Below are 25,503 nucleotides of genomic sequence, written 5' to 3' on the forward strand. Positions count from 1 at the left end.
TGCCTCGACCGCATCACTGAGATCACCGACGAACTGCGTCGCCTGATCAAGGAATTCGAAACCGAACTGGCTGTGCTGCGCGGCCGCGTGGACGGTCTGGAAGCCCGCGTTGGTGAACTGGAAGCAACTCAGTTCTCCACCACCACCAAGCTCAAGGGACAGGCCACCTTCGTGCTCGGTGCCGTTCATGCCAAGGGTGACAACCCCGGCAATATCCGTGATGACTACAACGCCAGTCAGGGTGCGCTCAACTTCAGTTACGACCTGCGTCTTGGCCTGAAGACGTCCTTCACCGGTAAGGATCTGCTGTTCACGCGTTTGCGGTCCGGCAACTTTGACAACGTGTTCAAGGGGCAGGGTGTCAACCTGACGACCCTGGATGTTGCCTCCAACACCGACAACACCGTCAAAATCGATCGCCTGTACTACCGCTTCCCTCTGGGCAGCAACTTCACGGTGGTCGCCGGTCCCCTGGTTCGTAACACCGAAATGATGGGCTACAAGCCCACGGCCTACGCACGGGGAGCCGGAACACAGCTGGCATTTTTCGGTGGTTTCTTGGGAACCCCTGGTGTGTGGAGCAAGACCACAGGCGCCGGTTTTGGTGCGATCTACCGCTCCGACCATGCCAAAGGTGATGCCTATTGGACCGTTGCGGCCAACTACGTGGCGGAGAACGGCAACCTGAGCAACCCGAACGCGGGCGGCATCATGACCGACAACGCCAATGGAGCCTTCACTTCACAGCTGGCCTATGGCTCCAAGCAGTGGGGTCTTGCTGCCGGATACCGCTACAGCCAGTGCGATACCAGCTTCAAGAGCGGCACCAGCTTTGCTGCTGTGAACAGCTGGAATCAGAACTGCAACAGCGTGATCGGCGATGGCTTCCGCAGTGAAGCCGAAGCCCACAGCTGGTCGGTGAACGGCTTCTGGGCACCGGAGGAGTCCGGCTGGGTGCCGTCGATCAGTGCTGGCTTTAGTAAGTCGTATCTGAGTGGCGACTTCGCTTACAACAACGCTGAGAAGCTGGCGTCCTGGATGGTGGGACTTCAGTGGAGCGATGTGTTCCTCGAAGGCAACGATCTCGGTTTTGCGGTGGGTCAGCCCCAGTTCGTGAGCGCTCTGGACAAGGGCACTCCGGACGATGGCAATTACGCCCTGGAACTCTGGTACCAGTTCCAGGTCACCGACAACATCGCTATCACCCCGGGTGTCTTTTGGCTGTCCCGTCCCATGGGCGACCTCACACCCGACGACAAGAGCGTTGGTGGGATTGGTGGCGTTGTGCAGACCGTGTTCAAGTTCTGATTCACGCCCTTTCGCCAGCATCGTTGGCCGAGCCTCCCGGAAGGGGGGCTTTTTTTCTGCTCTGGTTTTGGCAGGCTGCAGGCATGGCCATCGCTCGGGACATCACAGATCTGATCGGTCGAACACCGCTGGTCAGACTCAATCGTTTGCCGCAGCAGGACGGTTGTCAGGCGGAGCTGCTCGCCAAGTTGGAAAGTTTCAATCCATCGGCCTCGGTCAAGGACCGAGTGGCCAGTGCGATGGTTCTTGAGGCAGAAGCCAAGGGCACGTTGGTGCCGGGTCGCACGGTGCTCGTTGAGCCCACCAGTGGCAACACCGGGATTGCCCTGGCGATGGTTGCCGCTGCACGTGGCTACCGGCTGATCCTGACGATGCCGGACACGATGAGCACCGAGCGGCGTTCGATGCTGAGGGCCTATGGGGCTGAACTGCAGCTGACCGATGGCGCCGATGGCATGGCCGGTGCGATTGCCCTGGCCCAAGAACTGGTGGAGGAGATCCCGGAGGCCTATCTGCTGCAGCAATTCGATAATCCCGCCAATCCTGCGGTGCATGAACGCACCACCGCGGAAGAGATCTGGACCGATTGCGAGGGGCGGATCGATGTGTTGGTGGCCGGAGTTGGCACCGGCGGCACCATCACCGGTTGTGGTCGTGTTCTGCGACAGCGCAATCCCCAACTGCAGGTGGTGGCGGTGGAACCGGCCGCCAGTGCGGTGTTGTCCGGGGAACCTGCTGGGGCCCATCGCATCCAGGGCATCGGTGCAGGCTTTATCCCGGCGGTGCTCGACCAAGATCAGATTGATTCGATCATCACCGTGACGGATGAGGAGGCCATGGAGATGGGGCGCCGTCTGGCCCGTGATGAAGGCCTGCTTTGTGGCATCAGCAGTGGTGCCGCCGTCGCCGCCGCTGTGCGGATTGGGCGTTCTGAGGAGATGGCCGGCAAGCGGATGGTGGTGATGCTGGCCAGCACCGGAGAGCGTTACCTCTCCACCCCCATGTTCAGTTCATCGGGTTCGCTGCTGGCCCGTCGGGATGGCCACCTCTGAGGGGATGCTGTGACGATGGATGCAGCGCGGTGAGGCCATGACCGATCCCTATGCCGTTCTTGGTGTGAGCACTCAGGCCAGTGCTGAGGAGATCAAGTCGGCCTATCGCCAATTGGTGAAACAGCATCATCCCGACGCTGGCGGTGATGACCAGCAAATTTTGGCCCTCAATGCGGCCTGGGAAGTGCTGGGGGACCGGGACCGTCGCGAGGCGTTTGACCGAACGCGGCGACCGACTCCAGCCGACTCGGCCCGCGGTGCCGGTTCCTGGCGACGGGCCGACCGTGCCCATGGTCAGGCTGTGGCAGAGGACGCTGCGTTGGCGACATGGCTTCAACGGGTCTACAGCCCGATTGATCGGCTGCTCGGTGAGGTGATTAATCCTTTCCCCGCTCAGTTCAAGGCCTTGTCGGCCGATCCCTACGACGACGCTCTGATGGAGGACTTTTGCGCCTATCTGGAGCGCAGCAAGCAAAAGATGGAGCGGGTGACCACGCTGTTTCAATCGCTGCCCACCCCGAACTCGGCCAGGGGGTTCGGGCTGAGTGTCTACCACTGTCTGTCAGAGGTCGACGATGCCTTGAAGGAACTGGAGCGCTACACGATGGGCTATGTCGACAACTATCTCCACGATGGTCGCGAGATGCTGCGCGAAGCCAAACAGCGCCGCAAGCGACTGCAGAATGAACGCCGCCGGCTGGAGATTGTGTGATCAGGCGCGCGCACTTCTGGTGGTGGGTGGTCGGAATTTGGTGCCTGGCCACCGTTGCGGACCGTTGCTGGTGGTCGCTTCAGACCGGCGTTCCGGCCTGGGATCAGGCCGATTACCTCAACAGTGCCCTTGACCATGGGCGGGCCCTCGGGCTGCTTCCGGGTGGTGCTTGGCAGGGCTGGAAGGCCCTGCTGGATTTGTCCCCGAAGATTCCGCCTCTGGCTTCTCTGGTGAACGGCACCGTGATGGCCGTGGCGGGAGATCAGCCCGCCGAGGCGGCTTGGGCCCTCAGCCTTTGGCATGGTCTGCTGCTCTTTGCAGTCGCAGGCTGGGGCCAGCGACTGCATGGGCGTGGCCTGGCCCTTCTGGCCTGTGGACTTACGGCCCTTGCCCCCGCCTTGCTTGAGCTCCGGGCGGATTATGTGTTGGAAATGCCGCTGGCGGCGACGTGCACCCTGGCCCTGTGGCGGCTGGAGGTGTGGTGTGATCCAGACCAGGGTGGTCGCTGGCATCAGGCCTGGCTGGCCATTTTGGCAGCGTTGGCGGCCCTGTTGGTGAAGCAAAGTGCCCTGCTCGCCTTGGTTCCGGCGGGGGTTTGGGCGCTATGGACTGCGCTGCGCACGGGGGCTGGTCGACGTTGGCAGCTGTTGTTGCTGCCCTTGTGCGCTGGGGTGCTGATCGGCCCCTGGTTGCAGCACAACTGGATCACCAGTCTTGGAGGCACCAATCGAGCGGTGTTTGAGTCGGCGGCCCGGGAGGGAGATCCTGGGGTTTTCAGTGTCGACAGCTGGCTTTGGTATCTGCGTCTGCTTCCTGAACAGCTCGGGGTGATTCTGCTCAGCATCGGCCTGTCGGGGCTCCTGCTCTGGTGGTGGCAGCGTCGTGACGGCTCAGATCATCAAGGTTCGGGCTGGCGTTGGTTGTTGATCAATTTGCTCAGCACCTGGGTGCTCACCACCCTCAGTCCGAACAAAGGCGATCGCTACATCGCCCCCTTGTTGCCAATGTTGGTGTTGCTCTTGGCGCGCGGCTGGTGGCAATGGGGGCTTTGGTTCCAACGCCATCGGCCTGCCACGGCGGTGCCGTTCTTGGTGCTGGGCTGTCTGGCATCCGTTCCGGCGGGTTGGTCGCACCAGCTGCATCGGTTGGAGGATCGTCCAAGGGGCCCTGTTGAGGCCCTGGTTGAGGCCGCCGGTGGCGCCGACGCATCGCTGGCGCCGCGCACGTTGATCGTGGTGCCGAGCACACCGGATCTCAATCAGCACAACGTGAGTTTCTATGGCCGTCGCCAGGGCGGACAGCTCGTCGGCCGTCAGCTGGGTGGCAGCCGTGCGCATCGCACCCCCGTCTTGGAGCGTGCCGACTGGGTTCTCTTGGCGGAGGGGAAGCAGGGCTCCGTGCGCAAGGCGGCCCTCAAACTCGATCGCGCGGTGCGACGCAGTGGGGTCTTTGAGCAGGTGGTGCAAATGGAGCGGCCCCGTGGGGGCAGTTATTCGCTCTGGCGCCGCCGTTCCGATCAACCGCCCAGTGGCCTGTCCTTTGCAGAGCAGTTCCCCCGGCTCGCCGAGGGCCTAGCCGATGGCCCTGCCGGTCTTGATCCAGTGTTCGCCGCAGTTGGTCTGGAGCACATGCTCGAAGGCCACTTCAGCTATCGCAAACCGGTCCGCCAGCAGGCGCTAGCCCGCCTTCGCGACAATCCCGACGATGCACAGGCGCGATGGACGCTGGCCCTGCTGGCGGTGTTGTCCAATCGCTCCGCCGAAGCGGCCGATCAGTTTGGCGAGCTGCAGCGTCTGGATCCGGACAGCCCTTGGCCCGCGGCCTATCGCAGTGTTGTGTTGTTGGCGGGCTGGAATGTCTGGTCCGCGTCAGCGGTGGCCGATGCCGCCCAGGAGCGCACGCCTGATCCACTTCTGGAGGCGCTGGGTGACCTCAGCGGTGCCCTGGGGGGAGCGCTGTGGCGATGGCCCAGCGCGATGCGAACGGTGCCTGCGGCTGTTGAGCGCGTGGAGCAGGAGCTGACGCCCTCAACTCAGGAATAGGCTTCCAGCTGATCCATCCGCAACCAGACGTCGGGAACCGGTCGGTTCCATCGCACCTGGCCGTAATCCCCTTTCACCACCAGCAGTTCGCCGGGGCCCGTGAAGATGTAATCCGGCGGCGTGGGGTCACTGGCTGACGCTTCCACGCTGGCGCTGTAGGCCTTGCGGTTGACCTTCACCAGGGCGCCTTTGCGCAGGGCTGCCGGCTTGGCTTTGGCAGGTGCAGAAGTCTCGGTTTCGGCCATCGCAGCTCGAACGGATCGGGTCAGGCTAGAACCAATCCCCAGCCGGGCCTCGCGGGGGGCCGAACCCCCTTAGCCTCTCGCTCTGGACTTGTCTGCACCCATGCGTCTGCTGCTGCTCGGCTGCACCGGTTTCGTCGGCCGTGAACTGGTGCCTGCGCTGCTGCAGGCCGGCCATCAGCTCACCCTGGTCAGTCGTCGTTTGGCGCGCGGCTACGACACCGAGCGGGCGTCGGGTGCGTTGACCTGGTTACAGCTCAACCCCGCCAGCCCAACGTCCTGGCAGGACGGCGAGTTGCTGGAGGCGTTGAAGCAGGCCGATGGCGTTGTCAATTTGGCCGGGGAGCCGATTGCTGAAAAGCGGTGGACGCCGACCCACCTGAGCCTCTTGGAAGACAGCCGTCTTGAGACGACCCGTCTGTTGGTGGAGGCGATGGCCGCCTTGCCGACGCCTCCCGGTGTGCTGGTCAATGCATCGGCGATTGGCTTTTACGGCACCAGCGCCACGGCCCGCTTTGTCGAATCGAGCGCGGCTGGAACGGACTTTTTGGCATCGCTCTGCCAGCGCTGGGAAGCCGCGGCGGCCGCGGTGCCATCGGGCACGCGTTTGGTCACCGTGCGGATTGGAATTGTGCTGGCTGCTGATGGTGGAGCCCTCGGCAAGATGCTGCCGGTGTTCCGCACTGGCTTCGGCGGTCCGATCGGCAGCGGTCAGCAGTGGATGAGTTGGATTCACCGCAGTGATCTCTGCGCGCTCCTGCAGCAAGCGCTGGAGAACAACGCTGTGAGTGGTGTCGTTAATGCGGTGGCTCCGGAGCCCGTTTCCATGGCGGTGTTTTCGAAGCAGCTGGGCCGCAGCCTGGGGCGCCCCAGCCTTCTGCCCGTTCCTGGCCCGGTGCTGCAGGTGCTGTTGGGAGACGGCGCCAAGGTGGTGCTCGAAGGTCAACAGGTCTGTTCCGAACGCCTGCAGACGCTTGGGTTCAGCTTTCGTTATCCGACCGTGGCTTCTGCACTCGACGCTGCCACCAGCTGAGAATGCCGCTGGTCAGCGCCGCCATGATCAGCACACTGATCGCTGGCGTGAACAGCGGTTGCCAGAGCTGCTGAAACAAATCCATGGGGGCGTTTTTGCCCTGGCTCTGGGTCACCACGGCAACGGCAAAGAAGCCGGCGCCGAGGAACACCACCAGCACATTCAGCATCAACAGCCGATCCAGCCAGCGTTTCCAGGAAGGTTCGGCGCTTGCCGTCATGGTTTGACAGGGCCGCACAGGGCGCTGATCGCTGCGGCCATTGTCGGGCCACCGCCGCTGCTGCCAAGTCTGCGCTGCGCTTCGTGACGACATTGCCGTTGCAGGTCTGGATCGGTGCGACTGCGTTCGACCAGCTCCATCACCAGGTCGGCGGCGGCGGCGAGCGTCTGCGGATGGTCGGGTTCGCCGGGGGCACAGAACACGGTGGGTCCGAGGAGGCGCCGTTGGGCTTCGGCGAACGCGGCGGTGAACTGGGGGCCATCGCCAGCCACCTGCAGCACAGGCTTCTCCAGACCGACGGCCTGCTCAACTGCGGTTCCGGCCATGCCAATGATCAGATCGCTGTTCTGTAGAACGCGGCGAAAGGCTTGTCGCCGCACCTGGATGCTGGGAGCACCGTTGCGGTGCAGGCAGCCGGCGGTCAGCGTCCAACCCGCCGTTCTGGTGAGCTCTGCCAGCTCGATGTCATCGAGGCTGGAGACCAGGGCCAGCTCGAAGGACAGTTCGGCGGTGACGGGCAGCTGTTCCACCAGCTGGAACAGCCGGCAGAGGTTGTGTTCCAGTTCGGGTCGACGGCTACCGGGCAACAACCCGATCACCGGGCCGCTCGCTGGTGCTCGGCCGTCGCCGTCGCCGTCGTCCAGGACGGGGTCCATGAAGGGATTGCCCAGGAAGCTCACCTTTCGCTTGAGCTGCTCGCTGAGGTCGTCCGCGGTGAGTTGATCGCGGCTGAAGACGGCGCGGAAGCGACGGCTGGCCAGGAGCTGGCCACAGGGCCAGGGCAACCGCAGTCGGCCTTCGTAATGACTGGAGTACGCCACGAGATAGGTGGCCACCGGTCGGCGGCTGAGCCAAGCTGCGATCACAGGGATCACATCTCCGACGACAACGATCAGATCGATGTTGTCGGAATGGCGCAGCAGCCGGATCAGGCGCCGCAGCAGGTAGAGCAGCTGCCCTTGGATCAGCTCGGTCAGTCGTCCCTTGAGGCTGGTGTAGCCGATGCCCCCTGTGGTGAATTCGTGGCTGCTGCCCAGCAAAGGAATGCCGGCCTGTTGATACGGCTGTCCGAGGCCGGCGAGCGGTAAGGCTGTCACCTCATGGCCGAGGTCTTGCAGACGTCGCCCGAGCAGGGATCCGGACAGATCCTCGCCGTGGCCATTGCTTAACAGGAGAAGACGTGCCATTCACCACATCCAGGTGTTGGGACAGGGAATGCCATTGGCTTCCCGAATCAGTCGCAGCCGCTTGGCTTCGCTGGCCAGGCGTTCGTCACGCAACTGACTGGCGCGATGGATCGGTGGTGTCGCCTTGGCCTGAGAAGGCAGCCGTGTGATGGTCCACATCTGTTCGAGTTTGGCAAGGCAGCTGGCCGTGCCGTTGATTTAGACGAGCTGGATGTCGTCGCGGATCAGGAAGACATCATCGGCAAATGTGGCGAGCACACCACCCTGGCTTCCCCATCCTTCAGACCGGCGATTGTGGTTCAGATAGAGCTGGTGACTGCGATCATCAAAGACCAGCAGCTTGCGTCCTGAAGCTGCTTTTTTGAGGCCACGATTGGAGGCAACGATTTTAAGCGCTCTGGAGGCTTTGGGTAACAGCGTCTGATCGATGTTGAGTACATCGCCGGAGTCTGGATCGAAGTCTGGAAGGGACACGCCGCCACTGATGAGTTGATCAATCAGGACTGGAGTGGTGGCTGATGTGTTGATCACCGGCGGGGTTGTTGTTTGAGGAAGATCGTCGTTGGTTCCCCAGATTTCACCCAGTGCCAGAAGGTCGGCCGTGCTGAACCACGTGGCGTATGTGGCACCACCTTTGTTGTACGACATCACCGTGTCGCGGTCGTTGTACTTGCGGGAATTGGGTTTCCCGGCTGGGTGCTCTAAGCCCAGGGCATGGCCCAGTTCATGAACGATCAGATGCTCTTCGTAGTTACTCAAGCCCGGTTCATGGTTCAACTCGAAGTGAGCGGTGACGTAGGCCTCATCGCTCTTCAATTGTCCGTTCGCTGCGTTCACCGGAACCCAGGTGTCCAGGATGCCATCGGTGCTGTTGCCTCCGGGGATGCGCTCCACCGAGGCCAGGTCCAGTTGTTGCGGAGCGTTGAAGCTGTCAACGGCCTGCGGTGCGATGGCGATGGTCTCGCTCAGGCGATCAAAGACCGAATGAATAAACGCGGCTTCGTCGTCGCTAAAGGCAACGGACGTGGTGCCTTTGAAATCACCATTCAGCAGCTGTTCCGTGTCTTGACCGGGCGCCACAAGGTTGTATCGAACCAGGTGCTTCCCATCGTGATGAACGGGAAAAAATTGCTGCAGTCCCGCCAGCTCGCCCTCGGGGAACTTGATCAGCGCAGTGTCGATGGTCATGGGGACAGGCTGAGGCTGTGGAGTGAGCAGGTCTGTGGCTGATGACAGATCCAATCTCCGCAGCCTGTCGTGGTTGTGTGGTCTGCGACGACGACTGGGAGCAGAGTCCCAGGGGCTTAAAGGCTCAACCAGCTTTTTACTTTTTCCAAGGCTTTCCAGCCCGGTCGGCGCTGCAGCCCATCATCGATCGAAGCTTTGAGGTCATCCCCCATCTCAGGGGCGAGAGCCATCACCTGCTGGACCACTTGAATGTGATCACGCACTCCCTTGGAATCCGTTTCCAGCAACGCAAGGCTGAGGTTGACGCGGGCCTGGGGGTCCTGGCCGTTCAGCTTCACCGCAAAGCGGGCGGATCGCAGAGCCTCTTCGGGTTGGTCACAGAGCAATTGCAACCAGGCCAAACAGGTCCATCCGGCGGACTGACGCGGTGCTGCCTCGGTGATCTTCTCGAAATCGGGCAGCACATCAGCGGCGCTGGCGCCGGACTGATAACGGGCCATGGCCTGTTCGAACAGGCTGTCCTGGCTGGACTCCATGGGACGGAGCGTGGTGGAACGCCCCTTCAGAGTCCCATGTGACGGCGATCTCCGGGGTCAGACCGCGAAGGAACTGCCGCAGCCACAGGTCTGGGTGGCGTTGGGATTGGTGAAATTGAAACCACCGCCAATCAGGGCTGTACTGAAATCCAACTGCATTCCGTAGATGTACAGCAAGCTTTTGGGATCGCAGATCACCTGGAAGCGCTGACCACCCGCCGCTTCGTATTCGTAGGTCTCGTCGTCGTCGAGGGTGTCAGTGGCCGGCACGAAATCCATCGTGTAGCTCATGCCGCTACAGCCCCCGGAGCGCACGCCCACCCGCAGCACCTGGTTGTCGCCCTGTTCACCGCAGAGCTTGGCCAGCTGCTGCATGGCGGGTTCGGTGATCAGGATGCCCTTTCCGTCCTTGGCGGTATGGGCCGGCGCTGTGCTGGGTGTGGTGGTCATGGTCGACGCAGGCTCGTCCCCCCACTCTATGGAGCTTGATTCATAGAGTCGCCCTTAGTTGCACACCTGATGGTGCGGGTCGCGATTGTCGGTTCCGGTCTCGCCGGCCTCTCCGCTGCGGTGGATCTGGTTGATGCTGGCCATGAGGTGAACCTCTACGAAGCCCGCCCGTTCATGGGCGGCAAGGTCGGTAGCTGGGTCGATGAAGGCGGCAACCACATCGAGATGGGGCTGCATGTTTTCTTCTTCAACTACGCCAATCTCTTTGCGCTGATGCGCAAGGTGGGTGCCTTCGAGAACCTGCTCCCCAAGCAGCACACCCACCTCTTTGTGAATCAAGGCGGAGATCTACGGGAACTGGATTTCCGCTTTCCGATCGGAGCACCCTTCAATGGACTCAAGGCCTTTTTCACCACGCCGCAGCTGAGTTGGATCGACAAGCTGCGCAATGCGCTGGCCCTGGGCACGAGTCCGATCGTGCGCGGCCTGGTGGATTACGAGGGGGCGATGCGCACCATCCGGGCCCTGGATTCGGTGAGTTTCCAGGATTGGTTTGTCGGCCATGGCGGTAGCCCGGAGAGCATCCGTCGGATGTGGAATCCGATTGCCTATGCCCTGGGTTTTATCGATTGTGAGGCGATCTCGGCCCGCTGCATGCTCACCATCTTCATGATGTTTGCGGCCAAAACCGAGGCCTCCAAGTTGAATCTGCTCAAGGGGTCGCCGCACCGCTGGCTCACCGGGCCGATCCTTGAGTACATCCAGCAGCGTGGCGGCAAGCTTCACCTGCGCCACCGTGTCAAGCAGGTCGAGTTCAGTGACGACACCACTCCCGTGGTGACCGGCCTGCAGCTCGGCACTCCCGACGGCGATGTTCGTGTGGAAGCCGATGCTTATTTGGCGGCCTGTGATGTGCCGGGGATTCAACGCTTGCTCCCGGAGGCCTGGCGCCGTTTCCCCCAGTTCGAGGCGATCCATCAACTGGAAGCGGTGCCTGTGGCGACCGTGCAGCTGCGTTACGACGGCTGGGTGACTGAGCTGGGGGAGGCCAATGAATCCAAGCGGCGTGATCTGGCCCAGCCCACGGGCCTGAACAACCTTCTGTACACCGCGGATGCGGATTTCAGTTGCTTCGCTGATCTGGCCCTAGCCAGCCCTGAGGATTACCGCAAGGAGGGTGAAGGCTCCCTGCTGCAATGTGTGCTGACCCCAGGTGATCCCTGGATCCCCAAATCGGTGGAGGAGATCGTTGCCCACACCGATCGTCAGGTGCGTGAGCTGTTCCCTTCGGCTCGCAATCTCACCCTCACCTGGAGCAACGTGGTGAAGTTGGCGCAGTCGTTGTATCGCGAAGCCCCCGGGATGGAGCCCTATCGCCCTGACCAGCGCACGCCGATCAGCAATTTCTTCCTGGCGGGCAGTTACACCCGCCAGGACTACATCGATTCAATGGAGGGGGCGACGATGAGTGGACATCTGGCCGCAGCGGCGATCCTTGAGCAGCCGGTGCGGTTGGCCTCGAACGCAGCGGTGGCCTGACCATGGGACGTTGGCTCGAACACACCGTTACGACAGAGATTCAGGCATCCGTCGACAAGGTCTGGGTCGTTTGGAGTGATCTGGAGGCCATGCCCAAATGGATGCGCTGGATCGAATCCGTCAAGACACTGGATGATCCGGATCTCACCGATTGGACCCTTGCTGCGCAAGGCTTTCGTTTCAGCTGGAAGGCACGCATCACCCAGCGGGTGGAAGCGCAACAACTGCACTGGCAATCCGTGGGTGGGTTGCCTACAAAAGGTGCGGTCCGCTTCTATCCCGAAGCTCCGGACCGCACTGTGGTCAAACTCAGTGTCAGTTACGAGCTGCCTGGGATCTTGGCACCGTTGATGGAGCCCAGCATCCTGGGGGGGATCGTCGTCAAAGAGCTGCAGGCAAACCTTGATCGTTTTCGCGACCTTGTGCAGGAGAGCTACTGATCCGCTGCTGCGCGTCGGCCTGGCCCCAGTCCTGACCGCTTTCATGCTGAGTGGCTGTGGGGCCGGCGATCCTCCGGCGCCGATCACGGCTGTGCCCATTGCACCCGAAGTGGAGGTCAGTGAGGACCCAGTGGTTCAGCCCCAGCAGCCCCCCGACATCGACCTCAGGCCGTTGCCGACGCCTGCGGAGGTGATGGCCGCTGCTCCCGGTGGGCGTCAAGATCCCTTTCAGCCTTTGCCCCTGGTTGCAATTGGCGCATCAGGTGATGGTGCAGGAGATGCGGGGATTGCTGCACCTGGAGCGCTGTTGCTCACTGGGGTGATCGAGGTGGGCGGAATCCCCCGTGCCTTGGTGCGTGTCAACGACAACACCAGTGTTCTTTGCCTCGGATCCGGCGGGCGCTGTGATGGCGATGCCGATGCCCTGCTTCCGGAGGGTTGGTCGGTGATCGCGATCGATATCGCCGCCGCTTGTGTCCAGCTGTCCCTGGAGGGCGATGCTCAGGATCCGGTCTGCATCGTCTGAATGCAGCAGCGCACCAGACCATCCAGATCATGGGGGCTGGCCTCACCATCCACCCGCCCGAAGCACTCCCGGCAATGGCGGCTGGTTTGAGGGCCGATTGAAATCAATTGGACCCCCTTCACGAGCTCGCTCCATCGCTCACCAAATCGATGGGCCAGCAGCGTGGCGGTGTGTTGGGCGGTCTTCCCGCTGCTGAAGGCGATCGCATCCACGTCCCCGGCGGCCAGTGCCGCTGCGGTGTTCTCCGGCATGTCGGAGGGGCAACGGGATTCGTAGGCGGCCACCTCCACCACGCGGACACCGGCTTCGCCGAAGGCATCGGCCAGCACGGTGCGTCCCCCGCTTTGCACCCGCGGCAGCAGCATTTTGAGCCCCCATCCAGACACGGGAAAGTGGTCGATCAGGCTGTCGGCGACGAACTCCGGTGGAATGAAATCGGCTTCAGTGCCCAGTTCGGTGAGCAGCCGCGCCGTTTTGCGACCCACGCTGGCGATTTTCAGGCTGGGTGGACGCCTCGCCAGGCTGCGTCCTTGGCGCTGCAAGCGATCTTCCACCGCTTGCACGCCATTGGCGCTGGAGAACACCAGCCAGTGAAAACTCTCGAGGTCAGCGAGGGCATCGTCGAGGGGCCCCCAATGATCCGGTGGGCCGATCACCAGCGCGGGGAGATCCAGCACCCGGGCGCCTTCGGCCTCCAACAACCGGCGCCCTTCCCCCTGTTGCTCGGCGGCGCGGGTCACGATCACGGTGCGTCCGTTCAATGCCGCGGTCACGACAGCACCTCGGCATCGAGTTTCACCAGCGCCTGGGCGCGGTCACGCAGCTGAGCCGCCGCCTCGGGCTGACCTTGTTGCTGCAGCAGCTTGATGGCCCGGCGGAAGCTGCCCCGCGCCGCATCGATGTTGCCGCCCAGCAGCTGAGCCACCGCCATGTTCTGGTGGCAGGAGGCATGCTCCGGAGCCAGGGTCAGGGCGCGGCTGTAGGCCTGCAGTGCCCCGGCGAGATCACCGTTTTGGCGTTGCATCAGGCCGAGGTTGTACCAGGCCATGGCCACTTCAGGGGCCTGCTCCGTCGCCGTTTTGGTCAGGGCGATGGCCTCCTCCAGCTGGGACCGTTCCATCAGCCGTGCGGCGAGGTTGAGGCGTGCGCCAAGCCCGGTGCGAACGTCCTGGGGGATCGCTAAAGCGTCGCGGTAGGCACGGATCGCTGCATCGGAGTCCGAAGGTGTCAGGGCCAGGCCGAGATGCAACAGCAGTTCGTAGCGTTCAGGGGTCTCGGCGGTGCTCTGGGCAAGAGCTGTGCGCAGCAGGTTGGCGGCCTCGCTGTGGCGCCCTTCGCTGACCAGCAGGCCACCGAGTTTGGCGCTGGCGTAGGGATCTCCGGGGTGACGCTCTAGCTCCGCTTGCATGGCTGACCGGAGCCGCTCTGCCTTATCGCTGCCCTGCAGCAGTTCCGGGCGATAGCCGTCGTGCAGCAGGGCCGGTGTCTGGCAGTGGGCCACCGTCCAGTGCGGCTCGTCGGCGATCAGGGCCTGAACGCTGTCATCGACCATCGAGTGATACGGGCGGCTCCACTGGATCCGGGGATGGCGACGGAACAGGCGACTGACGCTCGAATAGGGCGCCATGGCGGCACCCAGTTCAAAGCGCAGCAGGTTGATCACCACCACGTTGGGATCAGCCATCAGCCGTTGAAGTTCGGGGATGGCCTCGGCACGGAGCTGTTCATCGGCGTCCAGCACCAGCACCCAATCGCCGTTGAGGAACGTCAACGCTGTGTTCCGCGCTGGGGCGAAGTCGCCGGGCCAGGGGATCTGTTCCACCCGGGCACCAGCGGCTTCGGCGATGGCGATGGTGTTGTCCTCGGAGCCGGTGTCCACCACGACCATCTCATCGACGAATCCCTGCACGGAAGCGAGACAGGCAGCGAGGCGTGTTTCCTCATTGCGCACGATCATCGAGAGGCTCAGCATCACCATCGGCCGGGGCAGTGGGCGCGAGGTTAGAGCGGTTGTCTGTCGTTCAGTCGGTGAAGGCGCCGGCCCGTGTCCCTGTCCCAGGCAGCAGCTGCGTCAGCACCTGGTGTTGAGCTTCCGGCATCTGCCCGGGGGAGTAGGCCGCGGGCAGGGTCTCGGGCAGCAGGGGTTGGAGGCTGTCCCAGAGGTAAGGGCTGCCGTAGACCACCACCCCAGCGAGGCGGTTGATGTCCAGCAGTTGTTGGATGGCGGCGGGCCAGGGTTCACGGCTGTCCTGGGTTCCTCGGAAGGGATTACCGCGCAGGAACAGCTGCAGCAGGACGGGCCCATGCCCCAGCTGTTCCAAGGCCAGCGGGGCCTCCGGGTTGGCCTGCCAGGGGGACACACCCTGGCCATGGATCAGCACGGTGCTGAAGCCCTGGGCAGCGGGCAGCGTCAGCGCTGGTGCAGCGCCATGGAGTGGATGACAGCTGGGTAAAACGCTGTCGACCCGCACCAGATTCAGGCCCGTGGATGCGCTGATTTTCGGGGCTGGGTTGATCTCGAGCGTGCGGCGGACCAATTCCCGTTCGAGCTGGTGCTCTTCGGGGGTGACGATGGCGGGGAACGCGCTTGGCGGGGGCGCTGATCCTGTCCGTGCCAGTGCCTGGTGGCGGCGTTGCAGTGATTGGTCGAGGCGGGAGAGAGGAAGCCTTCCCTCGCCGAAGGCGCTGCAGAGCGCATCGATGGCGGCGTCGGCATCGCCCGGCATCAGAATCAGATCCGCACCGGCCTCAAAGGCGAGCACGGCGGCTTCGGCAGCGCCATAGCGGGCCGCGATGGCATCCATCACCAGCGCATCGGTGACCACCAGGCCTTTGAAGTCCAGGGTTTCGCGCAGCAGCTTGGTGAGCACTGCGGTGGAGAGGGTCGCCGGCCGTTGCGGATCCAGCTCTGGCAGCAACAGATGCGCCGTCATCACACTGTCGACGCCAGCGGCGATCGCGGCTTGAAACGGAGGCAGCTCCACCCGCTCCAATCGTTCAAGGGTGTGGTGGATCACAGGGAGATCCAGATGCGAATCGCTGGAGGTGTCGCCATGGCCTGGAAAATGCTTGGCGCAACCGATCACCCCTCCCTCCGCGAGGCCACGCTGAAACGCGGAGGCCAGTGCTCCAGCGGTTGACGGATCCTCTCCCCAGGCCCGGACGTTGATCACGGGGTTGTCGGGGTTGTTGTTGACGTCGCAGACCGGCCCCAGGACCCAGTTCAGGCCGCAGCGCCGGGCCTGGTCTGCCGTGCAGCGTCCGTAGCGTTCCGTGAGGCTGATCGCCTGGACTGGGTCGCTTTGATAGAGGCGTCCCAGAGCCAGGGGTGGCACCAACCAGCTGGCACCCTCAAACCGCTGCCCGACGCCCTCCTCGACATCGGCGCAGAGCAGCAGCGGTTGGGGACTCCAGCGTTGCAGCTGCTGGGTGCGTTGCTGCAGTTCAACGGCACTGCCCCCGAGCAGGATCACGCCGCCGACGCCGTCATTCAGCAGCCGTTGGAGCTGATCATTGGCCAGTTCCCAGCGGGGGTAACGCCGTTGGCTGTCCTCCAGATGGCCGCTGGCGCGCACCACCAGCAAGGTCGCCACCTGGCGACGCAGCTGTTCAGCCGTCAGGGAGCTCATCGCTGCCGGGGGGAATCTCGCCGCGTTCCTGGCGTTCGTCCTCCAGGCGGTTCAGCAGGCCGAGCACCGTGGTGCCGCGTTCCAGGCCGCGGTCGAGCTGAAACTTCACTTCGGGCGCTCGGCGCATCTGCAGCCGGCGGCCGAGTTCTCCGCGCAGGAAGCCGCTGGCCGCCTGAAGACCTTCCAGGACCTGGCCCTGCGCCTCGTTGTCGCCAAAGACACTGACGAAGATCTTGCAGTGCTGCAGATCGCCGGCGACTTCGACATTGGTGATGCTCACCATCCCTTGATGAACACGCTCATCACGAATGCCGCTGATCAGCAGTTGGCTGACTTCCTTGCGGATCAGTGCTGCGACCCGTTCAACGCGACGCCCCTGTGCCATCGAGTGGTCATGCCATCGGTGCTGTTGACACCATGGCACGTAGTACAAGGCTGAGGGTGACGAATCCGCTGATCAAGGCGCCAACCAGGGCCACGGCCGTGACGGGGTTGCTGCGTCGCCGTGCCAGTGGCTCAAACACGGAATTGATCACCCCGAGGCTGAAGGCCACGAGATAGCGGGGATAGCGGGTGACGTTGACAAAAAACTCCCGCATGGTTGCGGCACTCGGCGGAATCTGCTGGCTACTCTGCCGGGCCCAGGCAAGAACTGGCCATGCTGGAGCTGCATCAATTTCGCCATTCGGCCTTTTGCCTCAAGGTGCGGATGGTGCTCCAGGCCAAGGGCCTGAGCTTCCGCACCGTGGAGGTCACCCCAGGTCTCGGTCAGGTTGCGGTGTTCCGGCTGTCGGGTCAGCGTCAGGTGCCAGTGCTGGTGGACGGTGACCTCGTGTTGGCGGATTCCAGTGCCATCGCCCGCCATCTGGAACGCCGTGAAGCCTCTCCGGCTCTGATCCCTGCTGAGCAGAGGGCGGCGGCACAGATGCATCTGCTGGAGGACTGGGCCGACACCACCTTGGCGGCGGCGGCCCGTTCGGCGTTGGTCCAGGCGGCGGCGTTGGATCCAGAACTCCGCGTGGCCTTGTTGCCGGACGATCTGCCGGATCCGCTGCGTTCGGTGATGGGTGCGCTGCCCGGGGGCTGGGTGAGCAACGTGAGTGAACTGGTGAATCAGAACGAACGGGCTGAGTTGTTGGCCAGCCTTGAGCAACTCGCTCTCAGTGTTCAAACCAACCCATGGTTGGTGGGCGAATCGATGTCGCTGGCGGATCTGGCGGTTGCGGCGCAGTTGTCGTTAATTCGTTTCCCGTCGTCCTCGGGGTCAGCCCTGGCGGGTCGAGGGGTGCCCGGGTTGAGTGATCATCCGAAATTGCAACCACTGTTCCAGTGGAGAGATCAATTGGAGTTGAAGTTGATGGAGCGAACCCTCGAGGAGGTTTAAACCTTGCGGGTCATCAGCGCTTTTGCCGCTGACAGGGCGAATTGTGCTGGCTAAGACCAAGTCGAGTGAGCTCGGAGTGATTGGAGATGAAAAATATTATTTTTTCCTCAAGAAGTTATGACAGGAAAGGGAGGGTTGTCGAAGCTGTTGAGCACCATGATTCCATCCTTGACCCTGCGTTAAGGGCTGAAAAATTCAAGCGGATGAAGGCATCTCCGTAGGCTTTCTTTCGGGGCTCCAACCATCTGTTTTGGTCGGATTTTGCCGGTGATTGGACGTTGCACGCGTTTGGTGGTAGCGCGTTTTCTCGAACGTGGCTGGTTGGTGATGCCCATGTGTACAACATGGGGGCTTATTTAAACAATGCTGGCAATATCGCCTTCGGTTTTGATGATTATGACGACTCCCTCGTTGCTGATTATCAGTACGATATTTGGAGGTTTGCAGTCAGTATCGTTCTGGATGCCTGGCAGAACGAGCATTTCGGTGCATCAGATGTCGCCGCTGCTGTGCGTACGTTTGCCAAGCGCTATCTCAAGACGATGGCCTCGTTTGAGCGTGTCGATTTGGTGTCATGCTCGTTTGATCAGAGCAACACCTGCAAGCCCTTGGCGGGCTTTCTGAACAAGACAGCGAAAAAGTGCAGTCGGCGCCGCATGTTGGAGAAGTGGTCCGTTGTTGGTGCCGATGGTGCCAGGCGTTTTCAAGCGGTTGATGGCAAGTTGGCGCCTGTCCAGGGGGAGGTTCGTGATGCCTTGTTGCGCGCTTATCAGCAGTACCTGGCGACCATTCCCAGTGAGCTTTCGGCTGGCTCTGAGCTGCAGGATCAGGTGCTGGATGTGGCCGAGCGGCTGGGTGCCGGTACTGGATCCCTCGGCTTAAAGCGGTATTACCTGTTGATTTCCGGTCAGACCGATCAAGCTTTTGATGACATCATTTTGGATGTCAAGCAGCAACATCAACCGACGGCTTTTTCCTATCTGAGTGAGGAAGAACGTCGCGAGTACGACTACAACTTTGAGAATCATGCCCAGCGCCATGCGGAGGCCTGTCGAGCGTTGTCGGAATTTCCAGATCCGCATTTGGGCTGGCTGGCCATGGACGACACCTGGTTCTCCGTTCGTGAGCGCTCGCCGTTTAAGAACGATTTCCCCACCGACAAGTTGACGACAGCCAAGGGCTACCGCCAGATGGCCAAGCAGTGGGCGGAGATCATCGCCACCAAGCACCTGCGTGCGGCACGACGCTTGAATCAGGACCTCGATCCGCGGGTGTTTGAGTCAACAATGAACCGGATCCTGCGTGATCGTGAGCAGGAGTTCTCCGCATTTGTGGATGGCATCGCCCAGACCTATGCCCAGCAGGTGCGGATGGATTGGATGAGTTTTCGCGACGAGTTTTAGGCCCCCGGTTCCACCTTGGTCATCGTCAACTGGAAGTGGTGCTGGCTGAGGGGGGTGTTGGCCATGGCCTGCCCCGGAGCTGGATAGCGCGCTTGCCATTGCTCGCCGCAGATCTGTTGATCACCACAGCGTTGATAGCGGCTCAGGGTTTCAATCCGGCTGAGTCGGGGTGGTCCGGGCACGTGCAGGATCTGCAGCACGATTTCATCGGCCAGGAAGGTGTCGTCGGCCGGCGTGGCTTGGCCACGCCCAGTCACGCTGGTCTCCAGGCGCAGGTCACCTTTCAGCTGTGCCATCTGGCGGTTCGCTGAGCTGGGGTCGTCTTCCACCCGCAGCAGCTGCTCGCCGAGAACGGCGTCACCGATTGAGCGGGCATTGAAGGCTCGATCGCCGACGATGCGACCGCGTTGATCCGGCTGGAATCGGGCCTGATGCCGAATGGTGTCCTCCTCCGGGGCGTCGAGGTCGTCGTTGGCGACGGACCAGAGACCCTCAAACCAGCGCGGGTAGATCAGGTCGTCCCGGTTGCCGGGCCGGGTCAGGGCGGCGGGTCCACTCCAATCCGGCCATTGCTCCAGGCGTTGCTGCAGTGGGCTGGCGTCCTTAGCCCAGCAGGGGCTGCCGCTGAGCAGGATGGTGAGGCTGATGCAGATAGCCAGGAACGCGCGTCCCATGTCCGATCCCCTGATTCGTGCCTGTGACGACTACGTGGTGCTTGAGCCTGGCAAGCCAGAGCAGTTGCTCAGTGCCGCCGACACCCTGACATGGTTGGCCGCTCAACTGCGCGGCATGGAGCAGCTGCCCGAAGACCTGCGCGATCAGCCCAGTGTTGAGCATGCAGCCCAGCGGCTCCTGGATACCGCGTGTGATCTGGAGCTCAGCCCCGGACTGTCACTGCAGTGGTTCGCCGTGCGCCTGGAGCCGCCGAGCAAGTAAAAATCAAGTTTCACTTTCGAATTGAATTCCTGAATATTTCTAGTCTTGATTGAGATTCTCGTGGTTGAACGATGGCGAAGGGTGGCAATTCTGTGCATGGTGGTAATAACCCTGGGGTTTCCAATGGATGCAAGAATGCTGGCCCTTCAGCGGTTGGCCATAATCCCCACTGCTCGCCAAATACTGACTCCAATGTTGGAGGTGGTGGTGGAACAGTTGTCAGTCCAAATCCGGTTACAAATGTCGGCGGTGGTGCGCTAACGGATCTGAATTGGCATGTTCCATTGTTGGAGGTCAATGGTGCCGGGAGTTGTAGTGACTCTAGTCGAGATCCTTATTTTCTGTACAACGTTGTTTTTCAGGAGGCAACGAAGATTGAAGAGGTTCTGGACTATGTGTTTACGCCAAATTGGTCGCTTTCTGATGGGCGCGTCGCGTTTGATCAGATCACAGCATCCGATGCATCAATTCAAGTTGATTCGTCTACCGGACGCATCACTGTTCCTCCAGGTGTAGAGCGGTTTTCGATTCAGATTCCGATCAAACGTGCCCAGTTTGATGGCTCTGAAAAGCTAAGGCTTGATCTGACCGATTATCGCAATGGAACTCCGGTCAGTGGGGATGAATTCTTCACGACCAGCTGCAGTGCGAGCCATGCGGCATTGCTCTCATCCTCTGGAAGTTGTGCGCGCTCGGCTGATCGGAGTGAGGCGGAGTTGTTATGGAAAGGAACTTTTCAGCCTGGGTTGCTCCGGGCGCAAACAAGTTTCGATTTAGAGCTCGATCCACAGGGGCCAGATGCTCTGTTCTTCTCCACCGTTGAGATTCAAGGGCAGTCTGCGGCTGGTCCGTTTACGCGCTCAGTTGTTCTCGATGCAAGCGGAAAGGGGCAGGTTGTCTTCCCGAGGGGTACGTCCTCCTATTCAATTGCGGTCACTGCGAGTGCTCCTGCGAACGATCGCATTCGTAATCGCGATGTGGTGTTTGTCCGCCTGATCGATCGTGATGGTTTGGAAATTTTGACGCCCTGGGCTCCAGCGCAGCTGTCGGAGGATTGCATTGGAACGAGCGTGAGTGGAGAGCTGTTGGCGCGTGGAGCGTGTGTGGTGGATAAGGAGACGGCGGATCTGAGTTGGACGGGACAGTTCAGTGTTGGCCTAGCGAAGGCGACGGAGTTTGAGCTGAATCTGAGCAAGTTGAGCGGAGGAGATCAACTGAGTTTTGGTGATGTGCGTGTGATCCCGAAGGTGAAGGGAGTGGCTGGGAGTGCGATTGATGTGGCGCTGACTGGTGATCAGGGGAGTGTGATGTTGCCGGTGGATACGACGAGTTATGAGGTGAGTGTGACGGCGCGCGTGCCCGTTGGTGAACGGATTCGTGAACAGGATGTGGTGTCGTTGGGTGTAACGAATCAGGGATTGGGGATAGCAGCGGAGAAGGAGCTGCAGCTGTCGGAGGATTGTTTGCAGACCGGGCTGCAAGTTCGGTCAACTAAAGCAGAAGGAAGTTGTGCTGATCAGAACGGCGATTTTGTGTTTCTTTATCACGTCAAGCTGAAAAATCCTGCGGCGACCGATGATTATCTTCCCTTCCAGCTACAGCGCAGTTGGGGGGTCGGTGCTGCCCATTTCAAGCAATTGGAGGTGACGTCCGGTAGTCAGATTCTGCCGTTGCTTGGCGACCAGATTTCTGTGCCGGCGGGTGTTGATGCTTTCACAATCAAGGTGGTGGTCGATCAATCACAAACGGTTGATCAGGGCACATTAAGTTTGGAACTCACTGACGCCAATGGGGAGATCAGCAGTGCCGTTCAGGCCCTGGCCTCCGATTGCGAACCGTTGGCCCATGTGGATCTCAAGGCGATCACCGGTCAGGGAAGCTGTGTGGATAGCAATGGCGATCCCTATGTGATGTATTCGGTGAGCTTCAACAAAGCCACCCAGGTGAATGAGCGGATTCAGCTGGATCTGCAACGCAGCTGGGGCCGTGGTGATGGCCGGCTTGGGGCGCTCGAGGTCACCAGTGGATCGCAGCTGCTGACCGTGGTGAATGATCAGATTGTCGTGCCCGTTGGTGTGCGTGACTTCACGGTCAAAGTGCCGGTGAAGCGTGCTCAATTCACCGGCGGTGAGCACGTCACGCTCACCCTGAAGGATGAGAAGGGCGGCGAGCTCAGCGACCAAGAGGGTTTTGCCGAGGATTGTGCCCCGCAGGTGGCGGTGACCCTTGACCGGCTGGAGCCTCAGGGGGGCTGTGTGGACGATCAGGGCCAGGCTTATTTTCTCTTCGATGTCGCATTTGACCACCCATCAACACTCAACGAGCGTCTGGATGTTGCACTGAATCCCAAGTTTGATGCGGCTCTTGGTCAGGTGGATTTAGCCGCGGTGAATGCGTATTCCGCCGCTGGAAGCCTCACGGTGGATGTTGATCGACAGCAGATTGTGATTCCAGCACGAACGCAACAATTCTCGCTGCGTGTGCCTGTACGAGATGCTGTTTTCGAAGGCGGTGAGCAGCTTGAGCTGCAGCTGAGCAACGATCGATCAGATGTTGCGGTTGTGGATACCTTTACGCCGGATTGCGCTCAGGGTCGGAGCCTCCCTGATGTGCACTTGTTCCTGTTGATGGATCAATCCACATCCATGAACAATCCCGATCCTTTGGTGGAGTTGGCAAGTACGAACACCCGCATTGAGGCACAGGATCGTTTGGCCTTTTTGGCCTATGAATCTGCCTTGCAGCAGGCGGGTTACGGCTTCCGCAAGGTTGGCTCCAAGACCTTCAAAAGGATCGGTGACGTTCCATTGATTGATACCCGCTCCAATAGTTCCCGCTCAGTGGCTGAGGTGTTGAAACGGTATGAGCTGGCGGATGATCCAGGTGATGCAAGGACCCCTGGAGATGTTCATGTTCATTTGATCAAATATGGCTACCTCGTTGACTACGAAAAGCTGGAGATCACACCGACAGACCTTGGCAGTGGGTTGCCGGTGGAGGAATCGATTCTGCTGACAGAAACCCCTGACCAAACCTATGGGGATTCACTGTCGACGAACCAGGACTGGGTGCAGCGTGGTCTGCCAGCCCCAGAGGCCCGTGACCTGTTCAAAGGGACGGGTCAGCTGGCGTCCAACCTGTATTCCGGCACCGAAATGCTCGGTGCGCTGCACGGCTTGACCGACCTGTTGACGGGGTTGTCGTCCACGGTCGATTCCGCTGATTGGGTGGATATTGATCTGATCACCGATGGTCGGCCGGAGCGCCGGGCCTGGTGGGATGCCCGGGATGGAGGTGCAGGGGTGGCGATACCTCTTCCAGCGGCCCTTGGGGGCGACCCGATCACTGCGTCCGGCCTGCTCTATGACGATGCTGGTGCCCCCCGGATTGTTCCGACCGCTGCGGGTGTGGATCAGTGGACCCAGACCCAAACCGCGCTCAATCAAGCGCTCGACCAGCTGGCGCAGCAACTGGACCATCCTCAGACGCATCTGCTGGTGGAGGCGATTGGTCTTGGCTCCAACGACCGGGTGAATTTTCCTGCGATCTACAGCGATCTGTTCAGCAACCGCACCTTCGATAATTCCGGTTCGTCCTGGAGTTACGACGTGGTGGCTTCCGACACGTTGCCCTTGGTCACGGGCTGAGCAGGGCTCAGCGGTCCTCGGGCCGCTGACGCGGATCCTTCAGCAGGCCCGGCAGCAGCTGCAGGATCCCATCGGCCACGGTGGCTGGATCTTCTTGATCGATCACCACGGTGAGATCAGCTTCGGCATAGAGCGGCTTGCGTTGCGCCAGCAGCTCATCCAAAGCGGCCTCAGGATCAGGCGTCTGCAGCAGTGGCCGTGCGGTGGCATCGGCCTTGAGCCGCGCCAGCAGTTGATCGCGCATCACATCGAGCCAGATCACGATGCCGCTATGCAGCAGGCCCCAGTTGGCGCGTTGGGTGACCACGCCCCCGCCGGTGGCAACCACCAAGGAGTGGCGTTGGCTGATCGCATTCAGCACCTGGCTTTCCAGGGCGCGAAAGCCCGCTTCCCCGTCGCGCTCGAAAATTTCGGGAATGGTGCAGCCGGCGGCCTGTTCGATCACGGCGTCGGCATCAACAAACCCATAGCCCAACTGTTCGGCGAGGGGGCGTCCGGTGCTGGTTTTGCCACTCCCCATCATTCCGATCAGGTAAAGGCTGCGCCCGCTGAGGCGCTGCCGCAGGGAGGGGGTGGAATCCGCCATGACTCGAAATCGCCATTAGCTCATTAGGATGCCTCCCGGCCGGAACGTCACATGACTGAAATGAAGTCGTCAGCACGGCACGGCCAAGGTCGTGGGTGTGTGATCACACGCAGGGCTTGCTTCAGTGCAAGCCACCGCTACTGGTTGCCGGAGTTATCGGCGGACGACAATGCGGCGCGCTTTGGCCCCTGCGCTTTGGCGCCAGGTCATGGTCATAACTATGAGCTGATCGTGTCGATGGCCGGCGGCCTCGACGCGGACGGCATGGTGCTCAACCTGTCTGAGGTGAAGCATGCGATCCGCCATGAAGTCACCGGCCAGCTCGACTTCCGCTTCTTGAATGAGGCCTGGCCGGAATTCGACGTCTCCAAACCGGAGGGCTGCCTGCCCACCACCGAAGCGTTGGTGCGTTTGATCTGGCAGCGCCTCTCCCCCCATCTGCCGATCACGGCACTTCGCCTTTACGAACAACCGGGCCTTTGGGCCGACTATCTCGGACATCCCATGGACGCCTACCTCACCATCCGCACCCATTTCGCCGCTGCCCACCGTCTGGCACGGCCGGAATTGAGCCAGGAGGAGAACGAAGCGATCTACGGCAAGTGCGCCCGTCCCCATGGCCATGGCCACAACTATTTGGTGGATGTGACCGTGCGCGGTGCCATCGATCCCCGCACCGGCATGGTCTGTGACCTCTCCGCCCTGCAGCGCTTGGTGGATGATCTGGTGGTGGAGCCGTTTGACCACACCTTCCTGAACAAAGACGTGCCGTTCTTCGCGGAGTGTGTTCCGACGGCGGAAAACATTGCGCTACACATCGCCGATCGGCTGTCCAGTCCGATCAAGGCCATCGGCGCCCATCTGCACAAGGTGCGGCTGCAGGAAAGCCCCAACAATGCCGCGGAGGTCTATGCCGAAGCCCCGAACCTGGAGATGACCCCAGCGGCACTGGATGCCGTGGCCGTGGTCTGATCCATCACGGGGTCCGGTGGTTCGACGGATGTGCTGACCGTTCGCTTGGTTCTGGCCGTCAGCCTCGACGGCCGGCTGGCTCCGGCCGGTGGGGGTGCGGCTCAGCTCGGCGGGGTCGGCGACCGCTTGATGCTCGATGAGGCGCTGGCTTGGGCCGATGCCTGTTTGCTGGGTGCCGGCACCTTGAGGGCTCATCAGTCCACCTGCCTGCTGCGCGATCCTGTTTTGCAGCAGCAACGGCTGGAGCAGGGACGGCCACCCCAACCGATTGCGGTGGTGGTGAGCCACCAGAGCGCATTCCCCCAGGGTTGGTTGTTTTTCCAGCAGCCACTGCAGCGGTGGTTGTTGGCACCTCAGCCGCCCGCTGAGGGCTTCGAGCGTTGGTTGCCGTTGCAGAGCACGTGGCCGCAGCACCTGGAGGCATTGCAGCGGGCCGGCATCCGCCGGCTGGTGTTGCTGGGGGGAGCCCAG

General features: G+C 61.6%; 27 protein-coding genes and 1 pseudogene. 14 read left to right on the forward strand and 14 right to left on the reverse strand.

All coding sequences use genetic code 11. The features are described 5' to 3' along the window. From ACGVKB_RS03670 to ACGVKB_RS03685, 4 genes are all read left to right on the forward strand, one after another. A partial coding sequence (locus ACGVKB_RS03670) for an iron uptake porin (RefSeq protein ID WP_392349926.1) occupies window positions 1–1,308 on the forward strand: 1,308 nt, incomplete at its 5' end. A gap of 83 nt (window positions 1,309–1,391) precedes the next feature. After that, entirely contained in the window at window positions 1,392–2,360 is a 969-nt protein-coding gene (gene cysK / locus ACGVKB_RS03675; RefSeq protein WP_392349950.1) for a cysteine synthase A, read from the forward strand. 37 nt (window positions 2,361–2,397) lie between these two features. Then, window positions 2,398–3,072: a J domain-containing protein gene (locus tag ACGVKB_RS03680; protein WP_392349951.1), complete on the forward strand. Its 675-nt coding sequence runs from the start codon at window positions 2,398–2,400 to the stop codon at window positions 3,070–3,072. Next, on the forward strand, window positions 3,069–5,114 hold the full coding sequence (locus ACGVKB_RS03685) for a glycosyltransferase family 39 protein (protein ID WP_392349927.1): 2,046 nt from the start codon (window positions 3,069–3,071) through the stop codon (window positions 5,112–5,114). Before ACGVKB_RS03680 ends, ACGVKB_RS03685 begins: the two co-directional genes overlap by 4 nt. On the opposite strand, the gene ACGVKB_RS03690 is transcribed toward ACGVKB_RS03685, so the two are convergent. Then, entirely contained in the window at window positions 5,105–5,359 is a 255-nt protein-coding gene (locus tag ACGVKB_RS03690; RefSeq protein WP_392349928.1) for an NAD(P)H-quinone oxidoreductase subunit O, read from the reverse strand. The two genes, ACGVKB_RS03685 and ACGVKB_RS03690, sit on opposite strands and share 10 nt — an antisense overlap. A gap of 100 nt (window positions 5,360–5,459) precedes the next feature. Here ACGVKB_RS03690 and ACGVKB_RS03695 point away from each other — a divergent pair, with 100 nt between their 5' ends. Next, a complete protein-coding gene (locus tag ACGVKB_RS03695) occupies window positions 5,460–6,389 on the forward strand; it encodes a TIGR01777 family oxidoreductase (protein ID WP_392349929.1) in 930 nt (309 codons plus the stop codon). Here ACGVKB_RS03695 and ACGVKB_RS03700 read toward each other — a convergent pair. From ACGVKB_RS03700 to ACGVKB_RS03725, 6 genes are all read right to left on the reverse strand, one after another. After that, window positions 6,337–6,609 carry a hypothetical protein gene (locus tag ACGVKB_RS03700; protein ID WP_392349930.1) on the reverse strand — a complete coding sequence of 91 codons (273 nt, stop codon included), beginning with the start codon at window positions 6,607–6,609 and terminating at the stop codon, window positions 6,337–6,339. The two genes, ACGVKB_RS03695 and ACGVKB_RS03700, sit on opposite strands and share 53 nt — an antisense overlap. After that, window positions 6,606–7,796 carry a lipid-A-disaccharide synthase-related protein gene (locus ACGVKB_RS03705; protein WP_392349931.1) on the reverse strand — a complete coding sequence of 397 codons (1,191 nt, stop codon included), beginning with the start codon at window positions 7,794–7,796 and terminating at the stop codon, window positions 6,606–6,608. Before ACGVKB_RS03705 ends, ACGVKB_RS03700 begins: the two co-directional genes overlap by 4 nt. Beyond that, a complete protein-coding gene (locus tag ACGVKB_RS03710) occupies window positions 7,797–7,955 on the reverse strand; it encodes a hypothetical protein (protein ID WP_392349932.1) in 159 nt (52 codons plus the stop codon). 39 nt (window positions 7,956–7,994) lie between these two features. Then, entirely contained in the window at window positions 7,995–8,984 is a 990-nt protein-coding gene (locus ACGVKB_RS03715) for a hypothetical protein (RefSeq protein WP_392349933.1), read from the reverse strand. A 116-nt stretch (window positions 8,985–9,100) separates the two neighbouring features. Further along, window positions 9,101–9,520, reverse strand: coding sequence for a tetratricopeptide repeat protein (locus ACGVKB_RS03720; protein ID WP_392349934.1), 420 nt, complete (start codon window positions 9,518–9,520; stop codon window positions 9,101–9,103). A 57-nt stretch (window positions 9,521–9,577) separates the two neighbouring features. Further along, complete coding sequence (locus tag ACGVKB_RS03725) at window positions 9,578–9,970, reverse strand: HesB/IscA family protein (protein WP_392349935.1); 393 nt, start codon at window positions 9,968–9,970, stop codon at window positions 9,578–9,580. Between the two features lie 72 nt (window positions 9,971–10,042). Between ACGVKB_RS03725 and zds the strand changes: the two genes are divergently transcribed. Genes zds through ACGVKB_RS03740 form a run of 3 tightly spaced genes read left to right on the forward strand, consistent with a single transcriptional unit; the run spans window position 10,043 to window position 12,475 of the window. Further along, window positions 10,043–11,509, forward strand: coding sequence for a 9,9'-di-cis-zeta-carotene desaturase (gene zds, locus ACGVKB_RS03730; protein WP_392349936.1), 1,467 nt, complete (start codon window positions 10,043–10,045; stop codon window positions 11,507–11,509). Between the two features lie 2 nt (window positions 11,510–11,511). Continuing rightward, on the forward strand, window positions 11,512–11,949 hold the full coding sequence (locus ACGVKB_RS03735) for an SRPBCC family protein (protein WP_392349937.1): 438 nt from the start codon (window positions 11,512–11,514) through the stop codon (window positions 11,947–11,949). A gap of 43 nt (window positions 11,950–11,992) precedes the next feature. Next, window positions 11,993–12,475 carry a hypothetical protein gene (locus ACGVKB_RS03740; RefSeq protein ID WP_392349938.1) on the forward strand — a complete coding sequence of 161 codons (483 nt, stop codon included), beginning with the start codon at window positions 11,993–11,995 and terminating at the stop codon, window positions 12,473–12,475. Here ACGVKB_RS03740 and ACGVKB_RS03745 read toward each other — a convergent pair. From ACGVKB_RS03745 to ACGVKB_RS03765, 5 genes are read right to left on the reverse strand one after another with little or no spacing between them, the layout of a single operon-like run. Further along, window positions 12,451–13,248, reverse strand: coding sequence for a uroporphyrinogen-III synthase (locus tag ACGVKB_RS03745; RefSeq protein WP_392349939.1), 798 nt, complete (start codon window positions 13,246–13,248; stop codon window positions 12,451–12,453). The two genes, ACGVKB_RS03740 and ACGVKB_RS03745, sit on opposite strands and share 25 nt — an antisense overlap. Then, window positions 13,245–14,447 carry a glycosyltransferase gene (locus tag ACGVKB_RS03750; RefSeq protein ID WP_392349952.1) on the reverse strand — a complete coding sequence of 401 codons (1,203 nt, stop codon included), beginning with the start codon at window positions 14,445–14,447 and terminating at the stop codon, window positions 13,245–13,247. Before ACGVKB_RS03750 ends, ACGVKB_RS03745 begins: the two co-directional genes overlap by 4 nt. A gap of 49 nt (window positions 14,448–14,496) precedes the next feature. Beyond that, window positions 14,497–16,104 (reverse strand): glycoside hydrolase family 3 N-terminal domain-containing protein, encoded by a 1,608-nt coding sequence (locus tag ACGVKB_RS03755; RefSeq protein ID WP_392349940.1) that lies wholly within the window; start codon window positions 16,102–16,104, stop codon window positions 14,497–14,499. Next, on the reverse strand, window positions 16,085–16,489 hold the full coding sequence (rbfA, locus tag ACGVKB_RS03760) for a 30S ribosome-binding factor RbfA (RefSeq protein WP_392349941.1): 405 nt from the start codon (window positions 16,487–16,489) through the stop codon (window positions 16,085–16,087). The genes ACGVKB_RS03755 and rbfA overlap by 20 nt, the downstream gene beginning before the upstream one ends. Window positions 16,490–16,496: 7 nt before the next feature. Then, on the reverse strand, window positions 16,497–16,703 hold the full coding sequence (locus ACGVKB_RS03765) for a DUF751 family protein (protein ID WP_392349942.1): 207 nt from the start codon (window positions 16,701–16,703) through the stop codon (window positions 16,497–16,499). A 59-nt stretch (window positions 16,704–16,762) separates the two neighbouring features. On the opposite strand from ACGVKB_RS03765, the gene ACGVKB_RS03770 reads away from it, so the two are divergent. After that, a complete protein-coding gene (locus tag ACGVKB_RS03770) occupies window positions 16,763–17,488 on the forward strand; it encodes a glutathione S-transferase family protein (RefSeq protein ID WP_392349943.1) in 726 nt (241 codons plus the stop codon). 233 nt (window positions 17,489–17,721) lie between these two features. Next, window positions 17,722–18,891: pseudogene (locus ACGVKB_RS03775) on the forward strand (DUF2252 family protein); the annotation flags it as partial. On the opposite strand, the gene ACGVKB_RS03780 reads toward ACGVKB_RS03775, so the two are convergent. Continuing rightward, window positions 18,888–19,565: a DUF6816 family protein gene (locus ACGVKB_RS03780; RefSeq protein WP_392349944.1), complete on the reverse strand. Its 678-nt coding sequence runs from the start codon at window positions 19,563–19,565 to the stop codon at window positions 18,888–18,890. The pseudogene ACGVKB_RS03775 and the gene ACGVKB_RS03780 overlap by 4 nt on opposite strands. Between ACGVKB_RS03780 and ACGVKB_RS03785 the strand changes: the two genes are divergently transcribed. Continuing rightward, window positions 19,564–19,827 (forward strand): chlororespiratory reduction protein 7, encoded by a 264-nt coding sequence (locus tag ACGVKB_RS03785; RefSeq protein ID WP_392349945.1) that lies wholly within the window; start codon window positions 19,564–19,566, stop codon window positions 19,825–19,827. The two genes, ACGVKB_RS03780 and ACGVKB_RS03785, sit on opposite strands and share 2 nt — an antisense overlap. 746 nt (window positions 19,828–20,573) lie before the next feature. Then, window positions 20,574–23,474 (forward strand): hypothetical protein, encoded by a 2,901-nt coding sequence (locus tag ACGVKB_RS03790; protein WP_392349946.1) that lies wholly within the window; start codon window positions 20,574–20,576, stop codon window positions 23,472–23,474. A gap of 7 nt (window positions 23,475–23,481) precedes the next feature. Here the strand turns inward: ACGVKB_RS03790 and ACGVKB_RS03795 are convergent, their stop codons facing one another. Next, complete coding sequence (locus ACGVKB_RS03795) at window positions 23,482–24,060, reverse strand: shikimate kinase (RefSeq protein ID WP_392349947.1); 579 nt, start codon at window positions 24,058–24,060, stop codon at window positions 23,482–23,484. A gap of 51 nt (window positions 24,061–24,111) precedes the next feature. On the opposite strand from ACGVKB_RS03795, the gene ACGVKB_RS03800 reads away from it, so the two are divergent. Beyond that, the gene (locus tag ACGVKB_RS03800; protein WP_392349948.1) at window positions 24,112–25,032 is read left to right on the forward strand and encodes a 6-pyruvoyl tetrahydropterin synthase family protein; all 921 of its coding nucleotides are present in this window, start codon (window positions 24,112–24,114) and stop codon (window positions 25,030–25,032) included. 30 nt (window positions 25,033–25,062) lie between these two features. Next, window positions 25,063–25,503: dihydrofolate reductase family protein (locus ACGVKB_RS03805; protein ID WP_392349949.1), on the forward strand; the 441-nt coding region annotated here is incomplete at its 3' end.

It is taken from the genome of Parasynechococcus sp., assembly GCF_042954325.1.
GTDB lineage: Bacteria > Cyanobacteriota > Cyanobacteriia > PCC-6307 > Cyanobiaceae > Parasynechococcus.

Excerpts from the sequence above, each read along its gene's own strand:
- ACGVKB_RS03740 (WP_392349938.1), top strand. The coding sequence starts at position 11,993 with ATGCTGAGTGGCTGTGGGGCCGGCGATCCTCCGGCGCCGATCACGGCT.
- ACGVKB_RS03785 (WP_392349945.1), top strand. The coding sequence starts at position 19,564 with ATGTCCGATCCCCTGATTCGTGCCTGTGACGACTACGTGGTGCTTGAG.
- ACGVKB_RS03750 (WP_392349952.1), bottom strand. The coding sequence starts at position 14,447 with ATGCTGAGCCTCTCGATGATCGTGCGCAATGAGGAAACACGCCTCGCT.
- ACGVKB_RS03795 (WP_392349947.1), bottom strand. The coding sequence starts at position 24,060 with ATGGCGGATTCCACCCCCTCCCTGCGGCAGCGCCTCAGCGGGCGCAGC.
- ACGVKB_RS03680 (WP_392349951.1), top strand. The coding sequence starts at position 2,398 with ATGACCGATCCCTATGCCGTTCTTGGTGTGAGCACTCAGGCCAGTGCT.
- ACGVKB_RS03770 (WP_392349943.1), top strand. The coding sequence starts at position 16,763 with ATGCTGGAGCTGCATCAATTTCGCCATTCGGCCTTTTGCCTCAAGGTG.
- ACGVKB_RS03735 (WP_392349937.1), top strand. The coding sequence starts at position 11,512 with ATGGGACGTTGGCTCGAACACACCGTTACGACAGAGATTCAGGCATCC.
- rbfA (WP_392349941.1), bottom strand. The coding sequence starts at position 16,489 with ATGGCACAGGGGCGTCGCGTTGAACGGGTCGCAGCACTGATCCGCAAG.
- ACGVKB_RS03725 (WP_392349935.1), bottom strand. The coding sequence starts at position 9,970 with ATGACCACCACACCCAGCACAGCGCCGGCCCATACCGCCAAGGACGGA.
- ACGVKB_RS03690 (WP_392349928.1), bottom strand. The coding sequence starts at position 5,359 with ATGGCCGAAACCGAGACTTCTGCACCTGCCAAAGCCAAGCCGGCAGCC.
- ACGVKB_RS03800 (WP_392349948.1), top strand. The coding sequence starts at position 24,112 with ATGACTGAAATGAAGTCGTCAGCACGGCACGGCCAAGGTCGTGGGTGT.
- ACGVKB_RS03720 (WP_392349934.1), bottom strand. The coding sequence starts at position 9,520 with ATGGAGTCCAGCCAGGACAGCCTGTTCGAACAGGCCATGGCCCGTTAT.
- ACGVKB_RS03695 (WP_392349929.1), top strand. The coding sequence starts at position 5,460 with ATGCGTCTGCTGCTGCTCGGCTGCACCGGTTTCGTCGGCCGTGAACTG.
- ACGVKB_RS03780 (WP_392349944.1), bottom strand. The coding sequence starts at position 19,565 with ATGGGACGCGCGTTCCTGGCTATCTGCATCAGCCTCACCATCCTGCTC.
- ACGVKB_RS03755 (WP_392349940.1), bottom strand. The coding sequence starts at position 16,104 with ATGAGCTCCCTGACGGCTGAACAGCTGCGTCGCCAGGTGGCGACCTTG.
- ACGVKB_RS03765 (WP_392349942.1), bottom strand. The coding sequence starts at position 16,703 with ATGCGGGAGTTTTTTGTCAACGTCACCCGCTATCCCCGCTATCTCGTG.
- ACGVKB_RS03700 (WP_392349930.1), bottom strand. The coding sequence starts at position 6,609 with ATGACGGCAAGCGCCGAACCTTCCTGGAAACGCTGGCTGGATCGGCTG.
- ACGVKB_RS03710 (WP_392349932.1), bottom strand. The coding sequence starts at position 7,955 with ATGTGGACCATCACACGGCTGCCTTCTCAGGCCAAGGCGACACCACCG.
- ACGVKB_RS03705 (WP_392349931.1), bottom strand. The coding sequence starts at position 7,796 with ATGGCACGTCTTCTCCTGTTAAGCAATGGCCACGGCGAGGATCTGTCC.
- cysK (WP_392349950.1), top strand. The coding sequence starts at position 1,392 with ATGGCCATCGCTCGGGACATCACAGATCTGATCGGTCGAACACCGCTG.
- ACGVKB_RS03715 (WP_392349933.1), bottom strand. The coding sequence starts at position 8,984 with ATGACCATCGACACTGCGCTGATCAAGTTCCCCGAGGGCGAGCTGGCG.